Origin of the sequence: Pseudoalteromonas sp. DL-6, from assembly GCF_004328665.1 — a bacterium.
In the GTDB taxonomy this organism is placed as follows: domain Bacteria; phylum Pseudomonadota; class Gammaproteobacteria; order Enterobacterales; family Alteromonadaceae; genus Pseudoalteromonas.
This window is the reverse complement of record NZ_CP019770.1, coordinates 1,642,394-1,665,617: the sequence shown is the minus strand read 5'-3', so window position 1 is coordinate 1,665,617 and position 23,224 is coordinate 1,642,394. Positions and strand designations below refer to the sequence as shown.

General features: G+C 41.0%; 22 protein-coding genes. 9 read left to right on the top strand and 13 right to left on the bottom strand.

Going from position 1 to position 23,224, the window contains the following annotated elements; translation table 11 throughout:
* Positions 1–84: 84 nt before the first annotated feature.
* The 5 genes from B1F84_RS07680 to B1F84_RS07660 all read right to left on the bottom strand — a co-directional run bounded on the left by B1F84_RS07680 (position 85) and on the right by B1F84_RS07660 (position 5,848).
* Positions 85–1,809 (bottom strand): proline--tRNA ligase, encoded by a 1,725-nt coding sequence (locus B1F84_RS07680; RefSeq protein ID WP_131691068.1) that lies wholly within the window; start codon positions 1,807–1,809, stop codon positions 85–87.
* Between the two features lie 129 nt (positions 1,810–1,938).
* Complete coding sequence (gene tsaA, locus B1F84_RS07675) at positions 1,939–2,643, bottom strand: tRNA (N6-threonylcarbamoyladenosine(37)-N6)-methyltransferase TrmO (RefSeq protein ID WP_131691067.1); 705 nt, start codon at positions 2,641–2,643, stop codon at positions 1,939–1,941.
* 172 nt (positions 2,644–2,815) lie between these two features.
* Positions 2,816–3,385 (bottom strand): outer membrane beta-barrel protein, encoded by a 570-nt coding sequence (locus tag B1F84_RS07670; protein ID WP_013464990.1) that lies wholly within the window; start codon positions 3,383–3,385, stop codon positions 2,816–2,818.
* A 250-nt stretch (positions 3,386–3,635) separates the two neighbouring features.
* Entirely contained in the window at positions 3,636–4,100 is a 465-nt protein-coding gene (locus tag B1F84_RS07665) for an acyl-CoA thioesterase (protein WP_008113812.1), read from the bottom strand.
* A gap of 101 nt (positions 4,101–4,201) precedes the next feature.
* Positions 4,202–5,848, bottom strand: a complete 1,647-nt coding sequence (locus B1F84_RS07660; protein ID WP_131691066.1) for an electron transfer flavoprotein-ubiquinone oxidoreductase — start codon at positions 5,846–5,848, stop codon at positions 4,202–4,204.
* A 220-nt stretch (positions 5,849–6,068) separates the two neighbouring features.
* Between B1F84_RS07660 and B1F84_RS07655 the strand changes: the two genes are divergently transcribed.
* The 3 genes from B1F84_RS07655 (at position 6,069) to B1F84_RS07645 (ending at position 9,010) form a co-directional block, all read left to right on the top strand.
* Positions 6,069–6,818 (top strand): electron transfer flavoprotein subunit beta/FixA family protein, encoded by a 750-nt coding sequence (locus tag B1F84_RS07655; RefSeq protein ID WP_010390086.1) that lies wholly within the window; start codon positions 6,069–6,071, stop codon positions 6,816–6,818.
* Positions 6,819–7,745: an FAD-binding protein gene (locus B1F84_RS07650; RefSeq protein WP_008113818.1), complete on the top strand. Its 927-nt coding sequence runs from the start codon at positions 6,819–6,821 to the stop codon at positions 7,743–7,745.
* 185 nt (positions 7,746–7,930) lie between these two features.
* Positions 7,931–9,010: a heparan-alpha-glucosaminide N-acetyltransferase domain-containing protein gene (locus B1F84_RS07645; protein ID WP_008113820.1), complete on the top strand. Its 1,080-nt coding sequence runs from the start codon at positions 7,931–7,933 to the stop codon at positions 9,008–9,010.
* A gap of 126 nt (positions 9,011–9,136) precedes the next feature.
* On the opposite strand, the gene asnS is transcribed toward B1F84_RS07645, so the two are convergent.
* On the bottom strand, positions 9,137–10,534 hold the full coding sequence (gene asnS, locus B1F84_RS07640) for an asparagine--tRNA ligase (protein WP_008113822.1): 1,398 nt from the start codon (positions 10,532–10,534) through the stop codon (positions 9,137–9,139).
* A gap of 286 nt (positions 10,535–10,820) precedes the next feature.
* Between asnS and B1F84_RS07635 the strand changes: the two genes are divergently transcribed.
* Complete coding sequence (locus tag B1F84_RS07635) at positions 10,821–11,255, top strand: ATP-binding protein (protein WP_008113825.1); 435 nt, start codon at positions 10,821–10,823, stop codon at positions 11,253–11,255.
* 3 nt (positions 11,256–11,258) lie between these two features.
* Here the strand turns inward: B1F84_RS07635 and B1F84_RS07630 are convergent, their stop codons facing one another.
* From B1F84_RS07630 to bioA, 6 genes are all read right to left on the bottom strand, one after another.
* Entirely contained in the window at positions 11,259–11,888 is a 630-nt protein-coding gene (locus B1F84_RS07630; protein WP_131691065.1) for a Vat family streptogramin A O-acetyltransferase, read from the bottom strand.
* Between the two features lie 30 nt (positions 11,889–11,918).
* Positions 11,919–12,929 carry an ABC transporter ATP-binding protein gene (locus B1F84_RS07625; RefSeq protein WP_055012107.1) on the bottom strand — a complete coding sequence of 337 codons (1,011 nt, stop codon included), beginning with the start codon at positions 12,927–12,929 and terminating at the stop codon, positions 11,919–11,921.
* 12 nt (positions 12,930–12,941) lie between these two features.
* Positions 12,942–14,441 carry an iron ABC transporter permease gene (locus tag B1F84_RS07620; protein ID WP_131691064.1) on the bottom strand — a complete coding sequence of 500 codons (1,500 nt, stop codon included), beginning with the start codon at positions 14,439–14,441 and terminating at the stop codon, positions 12,942–12,944.
* Positions 14,441–15,487 carry an ABC transporter substrate-binding protein gene (locus tag B1F84_RS07615; RefSeq protein ID WP_131691063.1) on the bottom strand — a complete coding sequence of 349 codons (1,047 nt, stop codon included), beginning with the start codon at positions 15,485–15,487 and terminating at the stop codon, positions 14,441–14,443. Before B1F84_RS07615 ends, B1F84_RS07620 begins: the two co-directional genes overlap by 1 nt.
* On the bottom strand, positions 15,488–16,300 hold the full coding sequence (locus B1F84_RS07610; protein ID WP_131691062.1) for a hypothetical protein: 813 nt from the start codon (positions 16,298–16,300) through the stop codon (positions 15,488–15,490).
* 179 nt (positions 16,301–16,479) lie between these two features.
* Positions 16,480–17,781, bottom strand: coding sequence for an adenosylmethionine--8-amino-7-oxononanoate transaminase (bioA, locus tag B1F84_RS07605; protein WP_131691061.1), 1,302 nt, complete (start codon positions 17,779–17,781; stop codon positions 16,480–16,482).
* A gap of 95 nt (positions 17,782–17,876) precedes the next feature.
* Here bioA and bioB point away from each other — a divergent pair, with 95 nt between their 5' ends.
* From bioB to htpX, 5 genes are all read left to right on the top strand, one after another.
* Entirely contained in the window at positions 17,877–18,917 is a 1,041-nt protein-coding gene (gene bioB / locus B1F84_RS07600; RefSeq protein WP_010390068.1) for a biotin synthase BioB, read from the top strand.
* Positions 18,918–18,931: 14 nt separating this feature from the next.
* Complete coding sequence (locus B1F84_RS07595) at positions 18,932–20,086, top strand: 8-amino-7-oxononanoate synthase (RefSeq protein WP_131691060.1); 1,155 nt, start codon at positions 18,932–18,934, stop codon at positions 20,084–20,086.
* Positions 20,083–20,916, top strand: coding sequence for a methyltransferase domain-containing protein (locus B1F84_RS07590; RefSeq protein WP_131691059.1), 834 nt, complete (start codon positions 20,083–20,085; stop codon positions 20,914–20,916). Before B1F84_RS07595 ends, B1F84_RS07590 begins: the two co-directional genes overlap by 4 nt.
* A 10-nt stretch (positions 20,917–20,926) precedes the next feature.
* Entirely contained in the window at positions 20,927–21,610 is a 684-nt protein-coding gene (gene bioD / locus B1F84_RS07585) for a dethiobiotin synthase (protein ID WP_131691058.1), read from the top strand.
* Positions 21,611–21,749: 139 nt separating this feature from the next.
* Positions 21,750–22,613, top strand: a complete 864-nt coding sequence (htpX, locus tag B1F84_RS07580) for a protease HtpX (protein WP_128583812.1) — start codon at positions 21,750–21,752, stop codon at positions 22,611–22,613.
* Positions 22,614–22,686: 73 nt separating this feature from the next.
* Here htpX and gloA read toward each other — a convergent pair whose 3' ends face one another.
* The gene (gene gloA / locus B1F84_RS07575; protein WP_131691057.1) at positions 22,687–23,214 is read right to left on the bottom strand and encodes a lactoylglutathione lyase; all 528 of its coding nucleotides are present in this window, start codon (positions 23,212–23,214) and stop codon (positions 22,687–22,689) included.
* Between the last annotated feature and the right edge of the window lie 10 nt (positions 23,215–23,224).

The window sequence follows — 23,224 nt, the reverse complement described above, 5'->3', positions numbered from 1 at the left end:
TAAGCGAACCTTGTTTTATAAGCAATTAATAAAAAAACCGCTGTATGAAAAAATCATACAGCGGTTTTTTAATTAACTTTAAGCTTATGCGTTAAATTGCGCTTTAATAGTTTCAATCGCGCTATCAATATCTATCATTAGCTTTTCGCCAGTGCGGCGGTTTTTAAGTTCTACCTTATTCTCATCAAGGTTACGCTCACCAATTACAAGCGTGTAAGGCACACCAAGTAATTCCATGTCGTTAAACATAACACCAGGGCGCTCCTTACGGTCATCAAATAGCACATCTAAGCCTGCATCTTTTAAACCTTGGTATAGGTTATTAGCAATATCAGGAATACGATGCGATTTATGCATATTCATTGGCACAATTGCTAAATCGAAAGGCGCGATAGCTTTAGGCCATGTAATACCGTATTGGTCGTTATTTTGCTCAATAGCTGCAGCAACAATACGTGATACACCAATTCCATAACAACCCATAGTCATTATTTGGTTTTTACCTGATTCGCTTAATACACCTGCTTTCATTGCTTCTGAGTACTTAGTACCTAGTTGGAAAATATGACCAACTTCAATACCGCGCTTAATTTGCAACGTGCCTTGACCACACGGGCTAGGATCGCCCTCAACAATATTACGGATATCAGCAACCTCGTAGTCTGTTACGTCGCGATCCCAGTTAATACCACTAAAGTGCTCATCGTCTTTGTTGGCACCAGCTACAAAATCAGCCATTACATTCGCCGTTCTATCAACAATAATTGGCATGTTTAAGCCAACAGGGCCTAAAGAACCCGGTTTTGCGCCAATGGCAGCCACAATATCTGCCTCGGTTGCCATTTCTAGTGGTGCAGCAACCAGTGGGTGTTTTTCAGCTTTAAGTTCATTAAGCTCGTGATCGCCACGCAGTACTAGTGCAACTAAGCCACGTTTTCCGTCTTCATCAGGGGCGCCATAAACAATCAGTGTTTTAACACCGCGATGTGGTTTTACACCATAGTGTTTTTTCAGCTCATTAATTGTTTTAGCATCAGGCGTTGGGAATGCTTTTAGCTCTTTGCTTGCTTCAGGGCGCGATTCAGTTGGCGCTAGCGCTTCTGCTTTTTCAATATTAGCGGCGTAGTCACTGGCATCACTAAAGGCAATAGCGTCTTCGCCAGATTCAGCAAGTACGTGAAACTCATGCGATACACTACCGCCTATAGAGCCGGTATCAGCAATAACAGGGCGGAAATCAAGGCCTAAACGTTCAAAAATATTACAGTAGGCTTTGTGCATAACTTGATAAGTTGCATCTAAACATTCATCGGTTAAATGGAATGAGTAGGCATCTTTCATAGTAAATTCACGAGCACGCATAACACCAAAGCGCGGACGACGTTCGTCACGTACTTTAGTTTGTACTTGGTACAAAGTAATAGGCAGTTGCTTGTAGCTGTTAATTTCTTTGCGGACAAAATCGGTGATCACTTCTTCATGGGTAGGACCCATGGCAAATTCACGATTGTGACGATCAGTAAAGCGCATAAGCTCAGGACCAAACTCACTCCAGCGGCCCGATTCTTCCCATAAGTCAGCCGGTTGAATTACTGGCATTAGCATTTCAATTGCGCCTGCTTTATCCATTTCTTCGCGTACAATGTTTTCTACTTTTCTAAGCACACGTAAACCAGAGGGTAGCCAAGTGTATAAACCCGAAGCGACGCGACGGATCATTCCGGCTCTAAGCATTAATTGATGCGATACAATTTCCGCATCTGATGGCGTTTCTTTAAGTGTAGCGAGTATATATTGACTAGTACGCATGTTTTTTCCGAAATAGAGTAATATGTTCTTTTAATTAAGGCGCTCAGTTTACCAGCGGATGCATTGACACTAAAGCGCTAAGTGATTTTTTATCGCATTTTATAGCCATAGCAGGGTTTTAAAGTTAGTTTAACTGGGCTCTATATGAGTAACCAGATGATGAGAGTCAGTCACTTGCCAGGTAATGTTGTATTCATACAAATTCATACCATAACTTTGCATGCCTTGTTTTTGCTTTTTATACGCTGGGCGAGGATCTTGTTTTAGCACATTGCTGATAAACGCTTGTAGCTCAGGATAGTGGCTTTGTTTATTTATAAATTCCAAAGCTTGCTCACTAAATTCAACACTCATGTGAGTTTCTGGGCGCGTGTCGGCAAAGCCTGCACTGGCATCGGGTAATGAGTCTGAATAGGGCAAATAAGGCTTAATATCAACAATAGGTGTACCATCAAGTAAATCAATACCGGCGAGCAATAACGCTAACTGCCCATTTTTGTATTCAATTCCCTCTAACTTAACAGCACTCATCCCTATAGCGTTAGGTCTGAATGTGGCGCGGGTAGCAAAAACGCCTTTACGTTCATTACCACCAAGGCGCGGCGGGCGCACCATTGCTGAATAGCCTTTATCCGCGGTTTCATGAAAACGAAATAACAGCCAAATGTGGCTAAATTCATCTAAACCACGAACAAATTCTTCACGATTAAAATCTGCAGCAAAAATTAGTTTAGCTTTTGCTTCTGGCACTAATCGAGGTTGTCTAGGAATGGCAAATTTTTGTTTATACGGTGATTGGATATGGCCAATAGCCGAAATCTGATAATCGCTCATAATGCTCGCTAACAAATAAAATAGGGGGGTATTCTACCTGTAATTACCATTGGTGGCATTAGCTTAATATAATCAGCATAAAGAGAGTTTAGACTGATTGGTTTAAATGTGGAATAAAAAAGGGCAAGGCTAAACCTAGCCTTACCCTTACATTGCAACTATTGAGTTGTTATTAAAACATATATTGGAAAGATACTGACGCAACGTCCATTTCTGGATCAATATCATCATCTAATTCGTAACGCTCATACTCTAAACGCACTTGCATATTGGTTGTGAAAGCATATTCAATACCTGCACCATAAAATACGTCACCACCGTCTTGTGATACGCTAACGCTGCCTACTGGTAGTTCTTGAGTTAAATCAGCATCCCATTCAAACCAACCGCCTTTTGCATAAACAGAAAAATCTTCAGTGATTGGCGCTGCAAAACGCGCTGCTAGTGATACCCCATCAATTTCTGCTTTACTGTCTATGTCACTCACTTCATCAAAATTTTGATAGGCAAGTTCAAGGCTTAAATGTTCATTAAATTGAGTACCGATATAACCTTTTAACATTTGCGCGTCGTCATCGAAATCGGTGTCGTTTTCGCTATCTTCAAACTGAAATGAATATTGGCCGTAACCAATACCCGTATAAATACGTGGAGAGTCCATGTCGGTAACATCAGCCTGTGCTGCTGAATTAAAACCCAGTGTTGCTAAAGCAAGTGCAGAAAGAGAAAGTGTTTTAATCATTGTATAGCTCCTTTAAAAAATAAAATCTAATGTTCGATAGATTCATCAAACGTCGATTTACTAATTGCAGTGAACATGCCAATAATTTTTTTGTTTAATATTTGCTCTTAAAGTGTATTTATTGAACTTTTTTGGTGGTTTCAGTACGCAAAACATCCAGCTGTTAAGCGTACTGTTAATTTGTTAAAAAATAAAAATTGTAGAATTTACAGCTTGTTGTAGTTTCTACATACCTATAAAAGTAACTAAATTAAACTTTATCTAATAAGTTTTCTGTTTCGATGGCTATTTGCTTCATTTTAATTGCGTAGTTCTCAAGCTTTTTGTCTTCGTCGGTAACCGATTTAAATTCTGGTACCGCCACAGGGTAACCCGTTTCATCCATAGCAACAAAGCTAATAACACAGTGATTGGTTTCAACTAAGTTTTGCGTTTTCGGGTCGCCACAGCGAACTTGAATAAAAATTTGCATGCTGGTTTTGCCGGTGTGTGCAATTTTTGCTTCAACCTCAACAATTTGGCCAACTAAGATAGGACGGCTAAACTTAACGCCCGCAACCGATACTGTTACACAGTAATGGCCGCTCCAGCCCGCAGCACAGGCATAACCCGCTTGGTCAATCCACTTCATGACCACACCGCCATGCACCTTACCACCAAAATTCACATCGGTTGGTTCTGCTAAAAAACGAAAAATTACACTCGACGACGCCATAACACACTCTCATTCATTCATATTACTTAACAGCATAGCGCAAAAAAGGGGCCGAAGCCCCTGCAATTTAGGATAAGTTTATAATTTCTATAGAAAGGTTGTTACATATTGGGATAGTTAGGGCCACCAGCACCTTCGGGAGTTACCCAGGTAATATTTTGGCTCGGATCTTTAATGTCACAGGTTTTACAATGCACACAGTTTTGCGCGTTGATCACAAAGGATTGCTCGTCTTCGACTTCTTGTACTTCGTAAACGCCGGCAGGGCAGTAGCGCTGTGCTGGCTCGTCAAATTTAACTAAGTTAACGTTAATCGGAATTGATGCATCTTTCAGTTTTAAGTGACACGGCTGCGATTCTTCATGATTAGTATTAGATAAAAATACCGAAGAAAGCTTATCAAAACTGAGTTTGCCATCAGGCTTAGGGTAGTTAATTTTTTCAGCTTGGTTAGCGTCTTTTAAAGTTGCATGGTCAGGTACGTTATCTTTAAAACTAAACGGTAGGGCGCCCTTAAATATATTTTGATCAAGCATGTTATATGCGCCGCCTGCAAATTTACCTAAGGTATGCATAGCAGGGCCAAAATTACGAGACTGATACAGCTCTTTATACGCCCATGACTTTTTAAACTCAGCGGTGTACTGGGTTAAATCATTATTAGCTAAATCGTTTTGTAGCGCATTAAAAATGACCTCAGCGGCTATCATGCCTGACTTCATAGCCGTATGATTACCTTTAATTTTTGCAAAATTAAGCGTGCCTGCATCACAGCCCACTAACAAGCCACCCGGGAAATGCATTTTAGGCAAAGAGTGTAAACCGCCTTTGGCAATGGCGCGCGCACCATAAGCAATACGCTCACCACCTTCAAGTGTATTTTTGAAAATAGGGTGATGTTTTAATCGTTGAAATTCATCAAACGGGCTTAAGTGTGGGTTAGAGTAATTTAAATCAACAATTAACCCCACAACCACTTGGTTGTTTTCGCTGTGATACATAAAGGCGCCACCGCCAGTGTCACCGCTTAATGGCCAACCGGTTCCGTGTACAACTTTACCCAATTGATGTTTAGATTCATCAACTTGCCAAATTTCTTTAAAACCTAGACCATAATGCTGTGGTGAACTTTCATCGTCTAAAGCAAACTGATTGATCAGTTGCTTACCTAAATGACCGCGACAGCCCTCAGCAAATACTGTGTACTTAGCGCGTAGCTCCATACCTGGCATGTAACCGTCTTTTTCATTGCCATTTTTATCTACACCCATATCGCCAGTAATGATGCCTTTTACAACATCATCTTCAATAATGACTGAATGCGCACTAAAGCCTGGAAATATCTCTACTCCAAGGTTTTCTGCTTGCTCTGCTAACCAGCGACATACATTACCCATAGAAACAATGTAGTTACCCTTGTTATGAAATGTATTTGGTGTAGCAAAGTGAGGAATTGAGGTTGCTTTATGTTCGTTGTTAAACCAGTAAATCTCATCATTTACCACTTTAGTCGAAACAGGAGCACCGAGTTCCTGCCAATTTGGCAGTAATTCGTCAAGTGCTTTGGTTTCAAAAACGGCACCTGATAATACATGTGCGCCAACTTCTGAGCCTTTTTCAACTACACATATCATGCACTCTTGTTGTTTTTCTTGTGCTTGCTGCGCGAGTTTAATTGCTGTTGAAAGCCCCGCAGGACCTGCCCCTACAACTACAACATCAAATTCCATGGTTTCGCGTTCAATCATAATAACCTCTTTATCTATGACGGACTCACCTTTGCATTATTTGGCAAAAAGTAAGCTAAGCAACCTGTTTCTTTGTTATGCAAATTAATCGTTACAGGTTGTGAATAGTTTAAGGTTATTTTAGGTTGACGTTTACGTCAACAGGAAGTAGTCTGATTTCATAAAATAAATAGGTTGACGTAGACGTTAGCTTATAGGTTTAAATAATTATGGAGTCCCTATGAAAGTTCTCGTACCAATAAAAAGAGTGATCGACTACAACGTAAAAGCTCGCGTTAAACCTGACAACAGCGGTGTTGATTTAACTAACGTAAAAATGGCCATGAACCCATTTTGTGAAATTGCGGTAGAAGAAGCGATTCGTTTAAAAGAAGCGGGTACTGCAACCGAAGTGGTTGTTGTTACGATTGGCGCAAAAGCATCACAAGAACAATTACGTACAGCATTAGCTTTGGGCGCAGATAAAGCGATTCATGTTGAAACAGAGCAAAATTTAGAGTCTTTACACATAGCAAAATTGCTTGCAAAAGTAGTAGAGCAAGAATCGCCTGAGCTGGTTATTTTAGGTAAGCAGTCTATCGATTCTGATAACAATCAAACAGGTCAAATGCTAGCAGCGTTGACTAATCGCGGCCAAGGCACGTTTGCTTCTAAAGTTGTTATTGAAAATGGCAAAGTAAATGTTACTCGTGAAGTTGATGGCGGTTTGCAAACTGTTGCACTTAATTTACCCGCAATAGTCACCACCGATTTACGTTTAAACGAGCCACGTTATGCGTCACTACCTAATATTATGAAAGCTAAACGTAAGCCGTTAGAAGTTATTGCGGCTGATTCGCTAGGTGTAGATTTAGCCCCGCGTATTGAATTGGTCAGTGTAGAAGAGCCTGCAAAACGTAGCGGCGGGATTATTGTTGAAGATGTTGCACAGCTTGTAGAAAAACTTAAAACAGAGGCAAAGGTGATTTAAATGAAAACTCTTGTAATTGCAGAGCACGATAACGGTGCCTTAAAACCAGAAACCTCAAAAACGATTAATGCCGCTAAAAAATTAGGCTTTGACGTAGATGTATTATTAGCAGGCATAAACCTTGGCGCCATGAGTGAGTCACTCGCGAGCATTGAGGGTGTTGCGAATGTTTTACTTGCTGATAATGCAGTTTATGAGCATCAACTTGCTGAAAGTATGACAGATCTAGTGTTATCACTAGCTGACAGTTACAGCCATATTGTGGCAAGTGCCACTACCACAGGTAAAAACTTTATGCCGCGTGTTGCCGCATTATTAGATGTAGCGCAGATTTCAGAAATTATTGATGTAATAGATGCTGATACATTTAAGCGCCCAATTTACGCGGGTAATGCTATTGCAACGGTTAAATCGCTCGATAGTAAAAAAGTGATCACAGTACGTGCAAGTAGCTTTGATTTACAAGGCGAGCAAGCTCCAGCTAATGTAACCGCTGTAGATGCAGTCTCTGATTCACAGTTAAGCAGTTTTGTTAGTGTTGAACAAACTGAATCAGAGCGTCCAGAGCTAACGGCTGCAGATGTGGTTATTTCGGGTGGTCGTGGTATGCAAAATGGTGAAAATTTTGCATTATTAAATGGCATTGCCGATAAACTCGGTGCCGCTATTGGTGCATCACGTGCAGCGGTTGACGCGGGCTTTGTGCCTAACGATATGCAAGTAGGGCAAACAGGTAAAATTGTCGCGCCTAATTTATATATTGCTGTGGGTATTAGTGGTGCCATTCAGCATCTTGCGGGTATGAAAGATTCAAAAGTTATTGTTGCCATTAATAAAGACCCTGATGCGCCAATATTCCAAGTAGCTGATTACGGTTTAGTTGCTGACTTATTTGATGTTTTACCACAGTTAGAGCAAGCACTATAAAGGACAGCAATAAACCGCTCCTAAAGTAACAAATTCTGATTTAAAGCCGCCGTTTCATTATTGATTCTGCGGCTTTTTTAATTCAACAACTCCACTTATCTAAATTACTTGCGATTTAAGTTTTTTTACTACAAAGTGACAGCGTTGTCATTTGTAGAAATACAAATTATTAAATAGGAGCCAAAATGACAAGATATAAAGCACTTGATGCTATGCGTGGGCTAACCATAGCGTTAATGATACTGGTAAACACTCCGGGATCGTGGTCCCATGTGTATGCCCCTTTACTTCATGCAGATTGGCATGGTTGTACCCCTACGGATGTAATTTTTCCGTTTTTTATGTTTATTATTGGCTCTGCGATGTTTTTTTCGTTCAAAAAAACTAACAGTGCAGCCAGTGCTAGCCAAGTATTAAGACTAGTTAAACGTGGAGCAATTATATTTGCCATTGGTCTAGCTTTAAATATTTATCCCTTTACTACCAATATTGAAAACTTGAGAATATTAGGTGTACTGCAACGTATAGGGATAGCCTATATTTTAGCGTCTATCTGTGTGTTGTTTTTAAATAGGCGAGGGGTGTTAACGCTATCGGTTATTATCTTAGTTGCTTATTGGTTATTACTGTTAAGCGTTGGCGCTGAAAACGCTTATACACTCGAACATAACCTAGTTAGAGCGGTTGATATTGCCGTACTAGGTGAGTCGCATTTATGGCAAGGCAAAGGGCTCGCATTTGATCCAGAAGGGCTGATCAGTACGTTACCCGCTGTGGTGAGTGTCTTATTTGGTTTTGAAGTAACGCGCCTGTTAACGAGCACAAGTTGCCAGTGGGCAAGTATTAAACGGCTGTTAGTTATTGGTGTAGTTGCAGTTGTTATTGGGCAATTAACCTCAATGGTGATGCCAATTAATAAATCGCTTTGGACTAGTAGCTTTGTTATTTACACATCCGGGATTGCTTGTATTGTGTTGGCATTTTTTGTTTGGCTTTGCGACATTGTTAAACCTGAGCGCCTTGTTAATCCATTAATTGTGTATGGGTCAAACCCACTGTTTATATATGTATTATCGGCTGTGTGGGTACTGAGCTATTCACTGATTAATATTGGCGAGCTAAACTTGGGGGATTGGATGTATCAGCAACTCGCCTTGGTTATGAGCGCTAAATTGGCATCGTTCACCTTTGCTTTATTGCATGTTATTGGCTTTTGGGTAATTTCGAATATGCTTTATAAACGAAAAATATTTATAAAGATTTAGTATTTATAACAATTTGCTTCCCTAAGCGGGAGGCTAATTGTTCAAGTATTTATGCACATTAATATATCAGACAATAAAAAACCAACCCGCGGGTTGGTTTTTTTATTTAACGTTACAAAGCTTAGCTTAGTACGTTGCGCTGCCTTTAGTACGTGGGAAGGCAATAACATCACGTACGTTACCCATACCGGTAACATAAGCAACTAAACGCTCAAAACCTAAACCAAAGCCAGAGTGTGGCACACTACCGTATTTACGTAGGTCGCGGTACCAGCTGTAGTCTTCTTTGTTTAAGCCCATCTCTTCAAGGCGTGCATCTAATACATCAAGACGCTCTTCACGTTGTGAACCACCAATGATCTCACCAATACCTGGTGCAACTACGTCCATAGCTGCAACAGTTTTGCCGTCTTCATTTTGACGCATGTAGAATGCTTTAATATCACGCGGGTAGTTTTTAATAACAACCGGTGCTTTAAAGTGTTCTTCAGCTAGGTAGCGTTCGTGCTCAGACTGTAAATCTACACCCCATTCAACGTCGTACTCAAATTTCTTGCCACACGCTTTTAAAATCTCTACAGCGTCGGTGTAGTCAACTTGGGCAAAGTCTTTTTCAACAAATTCTTCTAAACGGCTAATGGCTGTTTTTTCAACACGTAATGCGAAAAATTCCATGTCGTCACGGCGTTCTTCCAATACGGCTTTAAACACGTACTTAAGCATGTTTTCAGCCAGTTTTGCGATATCTTCTAAATCAGCAAACGCAACTTCTGGCTCTACCATCCAAAATTCTGCTAAGTGGCGAGATGTATTTGAATTTTCTGCACGGAACGTTGGGCCAAAGGTGTAAATTTTTGACATTGCTGAAGCGTACGTTTCACCATTAAGTTGGCCTGAAACCGTTAAAAAGGCTTCTTTACCAAAAAAGTCTTCGCTGTAATCAATCTCGCCTTTGTCTGTCATTGGCAGATTTTGCATATCAAGCGTTGATACGCGGAACATCTCACCTGCGCCTTCACAGTCACTTGCAGTAATAATAGGCGTGCTGATCCAGTAAAACCCTTGCTCATGGTAAAAACGGTGGATTGCTTGTGCTAAACAGTTACGTACACGTGTTACTGCGCCAATCATATTAGTGCGAGGGCGAAGGTGAGCGTGTTCACGTAAATACTCAATGCTGTGGCGTTTAGCCGACATTGGGTAGGTGTCTGGGTTTTCAACCCAACCTAACACAGTTACTGAGTTAGCTTGAATTTCGAAAGATTGACCTTGTCCTGCTGATTGTACTAATACACCGGTAACCGACACAGAACAGCCTGCTGTTAAGCTTGTAACTTCATCATAATTATTCAGTGAATTAGGAACTACCGCTTGAATAGGATCAAAACACGAACCGTCATGAACGGCTAAAAATGATATTCCTGCTTTTGAATCGCGGCGTGTACGGATCCAGCCTTTAATGGTTACTTGGCTGTCTACCGCAACATTGCCTTTTAATAGCTCTGAAATCGCTAAATGGCTCATCTTCACTCCAATGATATAAGTTGCCTAACTATATAAATTAACTGTGCGTTACTCATGCTTTTTAGCATTTGAGGTCACTGCACTTGAACCTTATATAATACCTAGTAAAGTAAAATAAAAAAACTGCTGTGGGCAACTCTTTAAAAGTTTTTAGTGGTACGTTGTTTTTTTAACCAATTTTTACAGTTAAATAACCACAATTACCATTTGTTGCTCTGAAATTTCATCAATTTGTGGCATTATTAGTAAATAAACCGAATTGACGTATTAATAAAAAATGGATGCTATGAAACAAGTTTTTATTTTACGAGGACTACCAGGCAGTGGTAAGTCATATTATGCGCAAAATCTCGCCGAGGAACTTTCCGGTGCAGATGAAAGCCAATATTTTATTTGCTCAACAGATGATTACTTTGTTAACGAGCAGGGTGAGTACCATTTTGATAAGTTTAAATTATCGCAATATCATAACTTAAACTTGGCCCGTTTTATTAATGCCTTAGCACAAGGCATTGAACTGGTAATAGTGGATAACACCAATATTAAAAAGTGGGAATTTATTGCCTATTCACAAGCAGCCATTGCTTTAGGCTATCAGGTAAAAGAAGTGATTGTTGGCGAAGTAAAAGATAAATCAATGCAACACTTATACGCTAAACGCAATAGCCATAACATACCGTTAAAAACCATTAGTAAAATGGCCTACATGTTTGAGTGGTAATTATTAAATTTTAGCTAATACGTCTATATCAGAGTGTGTAATGGCATCTAAATGAGCGGTGATTTTTTCACTGCTCCAGTCCCACCATGCAATCGCTAAAAGTTTATTAATAGTCGCATCATCAAAACGCTTTTTTATCAATTTTGCAGGGTTACCGCCAACAATGCCATAGGCAGGCACATCAGACGTTACCACAGATTTACTTGCTATAATGGCACCATCAGCAACTTTGACCCCAGGCATAATAGTAGCGTTGTAACCTATCCACACATCATTACCTATTTCAGTATCTCCCTTAAAAGGTAAATCACCTTGTTGAGGTGCAGATTTTTCCCAGCCATTACCAAATATAAAAAATGGATAGGTAGAAAAGCCGGAGGTTTGATGATTAGCCCCATTCATTATAAAAGTAACGTCTTTAGCTATCGCACAAAACTTACCTATGATAAGACGGTCCCCGATAAAATCGAAATGGTAAAGTACATTTTTTTCAAAGTTTTCAGGGCCGTCAGGGTCGTCGTAATAGGTGTAATCACCAACGTCTATATTCGCAGAGGTGATAAAGTTTTTTAAATAACCTACTTGAGGAAACCCTTCCATAGGTGATGGATTGCTTGGATTTGGTCCGTTCATAGTTTCCTCCAAAGTAGAATATATAAAGCGCTAGCTTTTAAATGCCGCCAGTGGATGAGAGGTACTAAGCGATACATGTACGTTATCACTAGGATTTACCACTACTTCATGACTCACGCGACTTGTAACCACAGTACCACAGGCTAGTTTTATGGCGCATAATCTGCTGCCGCCTTCAAAGCGTACCCAAATTACTTCGCCATTATTTCCTACACTGCTTTGTACTAATAATACATCATCTGGACGAAGTAACACCTCTACCTCACCGTTTTCACAGTCAACACCATGAGCGGGAACATTACCAATATCGGTTAGTGCTTGGCCGTTATTCAGCGTTCCTTTTATAAAACTAGCTTCACCTAGAAAGCGTGCCACAAAGCGATTATTGGGTGCACTAAAGCATTGCTCTGGGCTATCAATTTGCTGTATTTTTCCGCCTTTTAGTACACCCACGCGATCGCCCACCGAAAGTGCTTCTTCTTGATCGTGCGTTACCCAAATAGCGGGTACGCCGGCTTCTTTAAGCGCATTACGTATATCCCAACGTAGCATGTCTTTTAAAGCCGCGTCTAAGTTTGATAGTGGCTCATCAAGTAATACAAAGTCTGGCTGGTGGGCTAGGGTGCGCGCTAATGCAACACGCTGTTTTTGTCCGCCAGAAAGTGTAGCTGGTTTTTTATGTCTAAACGCATCTAAACCGAGTAGCTTTATCCAATGATCGGCAGGGCTGATGTCTTTAAGTTTAAAACACACATTTTGCTCAACCGTTAAATGGGGAAACAACGCAAAGTCTTGAAACACCATACCCACACTGCGTTTTTCAGGGGCTACAGTATGCTTTGGTGTAGCAGTCCATTTAGCGACTTTAATTTCGCCGTCGCTAATTGGTAAAAGCCCAGCTAGGGCTTGTAAAATAGTACTTTTACCACAACCTGTTGGACCAACAAGCATTAAAATTTCGCTTTCACCTAAAGTGAAATTTAAGTCACTAACAACACGATTACTGCCATAATCTATAGACAACTGACTTACAGATAGCATTTATATAAATCCTTAATGTTCAAACTGGTTGCGTTTCTCGCCAGACATCATAATAGCTAAAGCCGCCGCCGAAATCACCACCAACAATAAACCAGGTATTGCTGCGCGGCCAAAATAACCGGCTTCGTAAACACGCCATAAATACGTAGATAAGGTTTCAAAACCAGTTGGACCCAATAATAGTGTGGCTTCTAATTCACGCATCGACTCTAAAAATACTAAAGCAGCACCTGCAATAATACCACGCATAGTCAGTGGTAAAGTAATACGTGTGAAAGCTTCACGTGGGCTTGCGCCTAACACACGGGCTGATTTTACTAAGCTTGGATCAAGGTGCTCGGTGCTGGTACGCACAGAGCCAACCGCAAGCGGTAAAAAACGTAGCATATAAGCAATGATCAACAAGCCCAGTGTTTGATATAAAAATGGCAGTTGTAAGCCGCCATATACAAGCGCTGTGCCCATAACAATCCCCGGAATACCAAAACCAAAGTAAGTAACGCGTTCCATTACTTTACCTGCTTTTCCAGTTAATGCTGCATGCGCTACAGGAATAGCCACAATAACTGTAACAATAGCTGCAATGGCTGAAGCGTAAGTAGAGTGCCAAGCAATACTAAAATCAAACGAACTAAAACCATCACGCATTAGCCAAAGTGTAAATACTGCGAGTGGTAAGCCAATAGCAAGTAATAAAATTGGTGCAAAGGTGGCAAACATCGCGCCTAATTGCCATTTTTTTGGGAATAAAATAAGGGGCCGGCCTTGGCGTTCAGACGCAGTTTTAATTTGCGATTCAATCATTAGTAAAAAACCAACAATCACCATTAACTGCATAGACAGCATAGCCGCACGGCTCAGTTCAAAGGCGTTATATTCTACGTAAATAACACGAGTGAAAGTATCTAGACGCATCATTGCCGGTGTACCAAAGTCTGATAGCGTATATAAGGCAACGAGTAACGAACCCGCAGCAATACCATTTACAACACGGGGCAAAATAACTTTAAACACGCTTTGTGTCATCGACATACCCAATGTACGAGCTGCATTGACCATACTGGCATCAAGACTGAGTAAGGAGGAGCGGGTTGTCATCATTACAAATGGGAAGGTATATAGGGTCATTACAATGGCGGCGCCAGTTAAGCCATACATAGAAGGGGTTTCAAAACCAAGTAAGTTATGTATTTCACCACCAGGGCCAAATGCAGCATAAAGCGTAAATGCACCAATATAACTTGGTATAGCTAAAGGGGCGGCAAATACTACTAACCAAAACTTTTTAAATGGCAGCTGCACATAAGCGCTAATAAACGCCAGTGGCACACCAATTAAAATTGAGCCTAATACAGTTAAGCCCATTAACGACAGGGTATTTCCTAAAATGGTTAAATTATGGCTATCAAAAAAAGAGCTTGCGTCACTGGCAAGCGTTATTAAAACAAAAATAGGAGTAAGGGTAACAAGCGCTGCAAGCAGCGCCATAGGATAAGATGGTGGTATTCGCATTATAAAACGCCGCTGCTGCGCATTAAGTCAATAGTTGGACGTAAGTCAGCCAACTGGGTTAAGTCTATTTTAGGTGGCGAAATACTGGTTAATTTAGGCAAGCCATCAGGTTGCTTTATGTCATTTACTAGCGGAATTTCATACGCTTCGCTCGCTAAATAACTCTGTACTTCAACGCTGAGTAAATAGCGCATAAAGTTAGTTGCTAGTGGGTCGTCAGATAGCGATAAAATACCGGAGGCATTCACTAAACAACCGGCATCTTGCTCTGTAAATGCAAGATCGAGTTTAGCGTCGGGCTTACCAGACTTCAAACGTAACGTGTAGTAGTGATTAGCAAAACCAATATCTACTTCACCACGTTCAACGCCCATTACTACACCGAGTTCGCCAGCGTAAGTTTTTGAGCGTTTTTGCACTTTTTTAAGCCATTTAGCAGTTTTATCATCGCCTTCTAAAATTCGCATAGCGGTAACAAACGATTGAAAAGAAGCATAAGCGGGTGCCCAACCAATACTTAAATCACTGTCGGCTATTTCCATAATGCTTGTTGGAATTTGCTCTTTGGTTAAACGCTCAGTATTAAATGGCAAAGTACGTATACGACCAGTTACAGGTGCCCACTCATCATATCTAAACTGTGGTTGTAGTTGTGCAGATAAATCACTAGGCATAGGTTTAGCAAGCCCTGCATCGGTTACTAAACCAATAGCGCCCGAGTCTACAGCCCAAAATAAGTCAGCACGTTTAACACCTGCTTTAGCTTCGGCAACAATCGTATTAGCCAAAGCTGCAGTTGGGCCGCGTCGAATAGCAAGGTCTAAATCCGGGTTCTTTTTTTGAATGGCTTGTAAAACGTTTTCGTATAAGCCACCTTCACCACGGCCTAAATAAAGGGTCAATGCACCTTTTAATTTAGGCAATGTATCAACAGACACGGGGTTTGCAATAGCAATATCAGCAGCAAAAGCGCGTGAAAGCGATAGCGGCAAAGCACCCGCTACCCCTAACGCAGCTAAGCCTTGAATAAAGGTTCTGCGTTTCACTTAAAATACATCCTTACGTGATTTTTCAGCTTTTTCAATTAGCGTTTGTGCACGAGTTAACTTAGTTTGCATATCAACAACTACGTCACGTACTTGGTCTACTGTTTTATTAGCTGAAATAGCTTGCGGTAGGGTTACGTTAAAGTCTTTTTCAAGAACTTCTACTAAGTTAGCGTCTTGCTCAATGAGTTTGCCTTCAACGCCTTCAAATAAGTGCAGGTATGTATCGTGAACTATGCTGGTTGCTTCATCGCTTAAACGCTCTGCGTATTTAGCGACCACTCGGTCTAATTTGTGTTTAATTTCATCAATGGTCGCGCTTTGCGTCATTTCTTTTGTTGCTGTGGCTTTAACGCTTTTTAATAACCCTTTTTGTTGAAACTGAGCCGCAAGCTTAACTGCGCCTAGGCCTTGCCATAAAGCATTGTTCATTGCTTGTTGCTGCAAACGTACTTCTGAGGCTGGCTTTTTGTTATCAATAGCCATTTTTATGCCATACAAACCTTGCCAAATAGAGGCATACACAGGGACATAATTTGTTTCTATGGCACTGTGAAATTTAACCGATTCCCAGTACTCAATTAAGTCATCAGTGTTAACTGCTTTAGCGCCTTTTTTCTCGTAATGGCTTACTAGGGTATCAACCTTTGAAACCATCCACTCAACGTCTTCGTTGTAGGTTTTTAAATTAGCTTGAAGGTGATTAACATGCTCACCAATTGGGCCATTAGCAAGTGCCGGTTGTGCAAAAATCGCAGAGGCGAGTAAAAAAGTTGCACTTAATGTCTTGGCAGGCTTAAGTAATATTTTCATAGCAAGTGAGTCCATAAATGTTATTGTAAATGATAGTCATTATCATATCCCTAAAAAACCCTCAGATCAACATACTAAATCAAGCCAAAGGACTAAATTTACTAAACTTTACAGAGGAATAATAACTAAACAGTAGTATCAATTAAATTTTAACTGTCGTGGCTAAAATAATTAACCATCTATACGTAATGTTTACCCTTTATGGCGTTATATATTGCATCACAAAGGTGTTTTATACTGGTATCGTCATTTATATACGGTGGCATTAGGTAAATTAGTTTACCAAAGGGTCGTATCCAAACCCCTTGGCTAACAAAATAAGCCTGAATTTTAGCTACATCTACTATGCCTGCCTCATCTGTCAGCTCTACCACGCCAATTGCACCTAAAGTGCGAACATTCGCTACATCAGTAAGTGAGTTACACTGATGTAATTGCTGTAACGCTTGGTTTATTTCACTAATTCGCTGTTGCCAATTTTGCCCCAGCAACAAGTCTATACTGGCACATGCTACGGCGCAGGCGAGTGGATTGCCCATAAATGTAGGTCCGTGCATCAAAACACCGGCTTCACCTTCGCTAATGCCTATTGCTATTTTGTCGGTCGTTAACGTGGCTGATAAAGTCATGCTGCCACCGGTAAGTGCCTTGCCAATGCAAAGTATATCTGGTTGTACATTGGCGTGCTCTACAGCAAACATTTTACCGGTACGGCCAAAGCCCGTGGCAATTTCATCGCAAATGAGCAGTACATTGTATTGAGTACATAACTTGCGCACACAGGCTAAATAATCAGGGTGATAAAAGTTCATTCCTCCTGCGTTTTGTACTATGGGTTCAATAATAAAGGCGGCAACGTGCTGGTGGTGATTTAAAAAATAGTGTTCTAGTTCATCCGACTCGGCTTGATTAAACTCGTCATTAAATTGGCTAACAGGTGCAGGTACAAATACATGCTCAGGTAAAAAGCCAGAGTACAAGCTATGCATAGAATTAACCGGATCGCACACACTCATGGCTGCAAAAGTATCGCCATGATAGCCCTTAAACGGAGTCATTAACTTTTGTTTAGTACTTATACCTTGGCTTAACCAATACTGTAGTGCCATTTTAATCGCGACTTCAACACTTACCGAGCCACTGTCGGCTAAAAATACTTTATTTAAATTATCAGGCGTTATTGCTACTAGCTTTTTACAAAGCTCCACTGCGCTGTAATGGGTAATGCCGCCAAACATTACATGGCTCATTTTATTGATTTGCTCTGTCATCGCATGATTTAAAACGGGATGATTGTAGCCATGTATTGCGCTCCACCAAGAGGCCATACCATCGATGAGTTTTTCACCTGTTTCTAAGTAGATAAGGTTGTGATTGGCATGTGTAACAGGGTAAACCGGAATCGGCTGAGTCATTGATGTATAAGGGTGCCAAATGTGATTTCGGTCAAAATCAAGGTCTATTGTGTGTTTTATGTTCATATGTAAACTTTAACTAAGTGGGGTTCGTTGACAATGGTACGGCAATACGTATTCTAAGCCAATAACACCAAGAGCAAAAAATAAAAGAGAGTATTATGGAGCTTGCAACAGTTCGCCACGATTGGACCCATAGCGAGGTTAAAGCCTTATTTGAAATGCCGTTTAACGATCTGCTTTTTAAAGCCGCGACCGTTCACCGTGCTAATTTTAATCCTAATCAGGTGCAAATTTCTACTTTACTATCAATAAAAACAGGTGCTTGCCCTGAAGATTGTAAATATTGCCCGCAGTCTGGTCATTATAAAACCGACCTAGAACGAGAGCGTCTACTAGAAGTAGAAAAAGTAGTAGAGCAAGCACGCCTTGCAAAACAAAAAGGCGCCACCCGTTTTTGTATGGGCGCTGCGTGGTCAGATCCTAAAGATCGTGATATGCCGTACATTTCAAAAATGGTTAAAGAAGTAAAAGAGCTTGGCCTTGAAACCTGTATGACCCTAGGTAAGCTTACCAATGAAAAAGCCCATGCGCTGAGTGATGCCGGGCTTGACTACTATAACCATAATTTAGATACCTCACCTGAATACTACGAACAAATTATATCTACCCGTACCTTTGCAGACAGACTAAACACTATTGATCATGTGCGTGATGCCGGTATGAAAGTTTGTTCTGGTGGTATTGTCGGTATGGGTGAGCAACCCAGCGATCGTTATGGGTTATTAATGCAATTGGCTAATTTGCCGCAGCAACCAGAAAGCGTCCCAATTAACATGCTAGTAAAAGTAAAAGGGACACCGCTTGAAAACGTAGACGACTTAGATCAGTTTGAGTTTATTCGTACTATTGCCACCGCGCGTATTATGATGCCGCATAGCTATGTGCGATTATCGGCAGGGCGCAGTGCAATGAATGAGCAAATGCAATCGATGTGTTTTTTTGCCGGTGCTAATTCAATTTTTTATGGTGATAAACTCCTGACTACCGAAAACCCAGAAGCAGATGCCGATATGCAATTAATTAAAAAACTGGGTATGAACCCTGAAACAGCCGAAGACTATTCAGATGAAGCCGTTGCTGCGTCGTTATCTTCTAAAGTGGCCGATAAAGCCAGTTCAGAATTGTTTTATCCTGCTTAACATTGTGTATTGCTATGTCATTTGATTTTATAAATAGCCATTTACAAGCGCGCCAGCAAAGCGCGCTTAACCGCAAGCGTTATGTTATTGAGCAAGCCAGTGCGCGTGAAATTATAGTTGATAATAAACGCTATCTTAACTTTGCTAGTAACGACTACCTAGGCTTTGCGGATGAGCCCACTTTGCTTGAAGGTATGCATAGCTTAGGAAGTCATAGCTCTGCTTTAGTAACAGGCTATCAAGGTGCGCAGCAACAGCTCGAAAAATACTTATGTGCTCAGTTGGGCTATAACAATGCCATGCTGTTTAATTCGGGCTTTAGTGCTAATAGCAGTGTTATAAAAGCGTTATTTCAAGATAAAACTATTGCTCAACAAAGTGCGATTTTTCAGGATAAACTTAATCATGCGAGCTTAATCGACGGTGCACTGCATGCAAACGCAGCACTTGTGCGCTTTAATCATAACGACATGAATCATTTACGTTCACGGCTCGAAAAGTCAAATGCTAAGTATAAACTGATTGTGAGTGAGGGGGTATTCTCAATGGATGGCGACCAAGCACCATTAATTGAGTTACTGAGTTTAGCTAAAGCACATAGCGCCTGGTTAATGATAGACGATGCGCATGGCTTTGGCGTACTGGGAAAATCGGGTTTGGGAAGCTGTGAGCCACTTATAGCGGCAGATAATTTACCAGATATTTTAGTGATCACCTTTGGTAAAGCGCTAGCAAGTAGCGGGGCGTGTGTATTAGGTTCGAGTGAATTTATTGATTACATGCTGCAGTTTAACCGCGATTACACTTATTCGACCGCAATGTCGCCATTTATTGCTTTGCATACATTATCAAGAATTAAAACCATACGTGATGCTAACGACAAGCGAGCCAAATTAAACGCTAATATTGCTTTATTTAAACGTTTAGCCAATGAGCAAAAAATTGCCTTAATGGATTCGACCACTGCCATTCAACCCTTAGTTTTAGGGTGTGCCGAACAGACTTTAAAAGCCTGTGAGCAGCTCAAACAACAGGGTATTTGGCTAACCGCTATTCGCCCGCCAACTGTGCAGCATAATACATCAAGGCTACGCGTTACCTTAACCGCCGCCCATACCGAGCAAGACATAACAACATTGGTAAATTGTTTAAAAAAGGCCATTGCATGATAAGCGCACACGCTACAAATACGAACTCGCGTATAAAGTCACCGTTAGCTTGTTTAGCTGTTAATAGTTTAAAGCAGGTAACGCAACGCAAGTTTTCAACGGCGGCAAACCAATATGTAGCCCATGCGCATGTGCAAAAACAAGCAGCAATCGATTTAATTAAACTCATTAAGCTTGATGCGAGCACAAAGCACAAACACTGTGTTGATTTAGGCGCAGGGCCGTTAGTGAATACCCAAAAGTTACAAGGAATATATAAACAGGTAATTGCCATGGATTTAAGCCTCAACATGCTTAAAAATAGTGCAGTAAACGCACCGCGTATTTGCGCCGACATGGATAATTTGCCATTACAACAAAATAGTATTGATGTGGTATTTAGTAATTTTGCGCTGCAGTGGTCGGCTAATTTTGAAATGCTAATGCATTCATTACATTCAGCTTTAAAGCCCGGAGGGCAGGCGTACATAAGTACGGTGGTAGAAGGCTCACTTGGTGAAATAAAAACCGCGTTTGCAGCGCTTGATTCGCATAGCCACATTAATAACTTTTTAAGTAGCGACAATATAAACCAATCGGTCGAAAAGGCAGGGTTTATTATTAATAGCGCGACAGAGGTTATTTATACCGATGAGTTTACAAGCCCGCTTAAAGCGATTAGTTCAATTAAAGCCATTGGCGCAACGTCGCAAAATAAAGCAACCCAACGCCCTGGTTTATTAACTAAATCGGCGCTGCAAAAAATATGTGCTGCGTATCCGCTTATAAACAACCAAGCCCATGTATCTTACCATGTGGTATTGTTATCATTAGAAAAAGCAAAAATTTAAAGGTAAGGCAATGCAGCAATTTTTTATTACCGGTACCGATACCGACGCTGGTAAAACCCACGTAACTAGTTTGCTATTAAAGTTACTCGCCCAACATAAGCAGCGCGCAATAGGCTTTAAACCGATTGCATCAGGGTGTGAACTTGCGTTTGATCAGCTTGTGAATGCCGATGCCTTAATGCTAATGGAAAGCGCGACCGTGAGCGCTAAGTACGACATTATTAATCCGTTTGCTTTTAAGCCCGCCATAGCTCCGCACATTGCAGCAGAGCAAGTAGGAGTAAACCTAAGTGTTGAAAAGCTACGTACCGCTTATAAAAATGTGAAGCAACAAGGTGCCGACTACCTTTTAACAGAAGGTGCGGGCGGCTGGGCATTGCCAATTAATAATAACGAATATTTATACGACTGGGTAAAAGCAGAGCAACTACCCGTAATATTAGTGGTAGGGATGAAACTTGGCTGTATTAATCATGCTTTACTCACTGCAGCCCATATGCAAAGTATGGGTGTTAATTGCATTGGCTGGATTGCTAACCAAGTTGATGGCACTATGGATGAATACCAAGCAAACTTAGATTCACTTAAAGCACGTTTACCATTCCCGTTGCTTGCTATAAGCCCCTATACCGAGCAAATCCCTAAATTACAAATTTATAAAACCCTGCTTGAAAAATTATTACTAAATCCATAAATAACCCTTGTGTTGTGACATAGTTTGTCACAGAATAGCGCTGACGTTATGACATAGTGTGTCATAACGCAGTGATTGCTCAAAGCCGATCAAACATAGTAAATCGCTCAGCAATAAATGTTATTTTTGGAGACCATGTATGAAACGTGTATTTTTATTTTTATTAACTAACCTCGCGGTTATGTTGGTATTAGGTGTTGTGCTTTCAATCATAATGAGTGCGCTGGGCTTAAGCCATCGTAGCCTGGGTGGTATTTTATTAATAGCTGCTGTATTTGGTTTTGGTGGGTCGTTTATTTCTTTGTATATGTCGAAATGGATGGCGAAAAAATCAACCGGTGCACAGGTTATTACTAAACCAAGCAACGAAACCGAACAGTGGTTAATGAATACCGTTGCTACGCAAGCTAAAAAAGCCGGTATTAATATGCCTGAAGTGGCGATTTACGACAGCCCAGAAATGAACGCCTTTGCAACCGGCCCGAGTAAAAATAACTCGCTGGTGGCGGTAAGTACGGGTTTATTACACAGCATGACCCAAGATCAAGCCGAGGCAGTGCTTGCACACGAAGTATCGCACGTGGCTAATGGCGACATGGTAACGCTAACGCTTATTCAAGGCGTGGTTAATACCTTTGTTATTTTTGCCGCAAAAGTGCTGGCGGGCATTGTAGATAATTTTATAAATAGCGATGAAGAAGAGGGCGGCAGCAGCTGGACTTACTTCTTATTCGATATGTTATTCCAAGTATTATTTGGTGTATTAGCCAGTGTGGTGGTTGCCCATTACAGCCGCAAGCGTGAATTTGCAGCCGACAACGGTGCAGCTCAGTTGGTAGGCGCAGATAAAATGCGTTCAGCCCTTGAGCGATTAAAGCAAAACCACCCATCGCAATTAGAAGGCTCAATGATGGCCTTTGGTATAGCCAGTGGTAAAGGCATGGCTGAGTTGTTTTCATCTCACCCACCGCTTGATGCACGTATAGACGCACTACGTCGTTAAAAAAATTCAAGTTTTTCACAGTACTTGTAAACAAAAAGCCTGCATTTGCAGGCTTTTTTATGTTTAATAGTTTTTATTGTGATTGAATAATGTCTGTAATGCCCTCTGGCGAAAGTATTTCAATCCAGTAACCGTCAGGGTCTTTAATAAATGCAAGGCCCTTCATTGAGCCGCCATCTGGCTGTTTTACAAACTCCACATCGTATTTAGCAAAGCGCTCACAAGCAGCGTATACATCGGGTACGCTTATACCAATATGGCCAAAGCCTTTTGGTTCTTCATTACCACTGTGATAACCGGTAAAGCTGTCGTCGTTTTCAGTGCCCCAGTTATGGGTAAGCTCAATCAGCGCAGGGCGGCGAAACACCCACTGGGTTTTTTCTTTATCACTGCCTTTTGGCATATCTTGCTCATAGCCTAAAAAGTACAAGGTAAACTCCATACCAGGAAAGTCGTACTTTCCTAACAGCTTCATACCCAATACGTTTTCATAAAATGCCAGCGACGGTTTTGGATCTTTAATACGCAACATGGTTTGCTGCATCACATAGCCCTCAGTGGCCTGTGCAATTTGCTCTGGAGATTCGTTATAGCTAGACATGAGATAATCC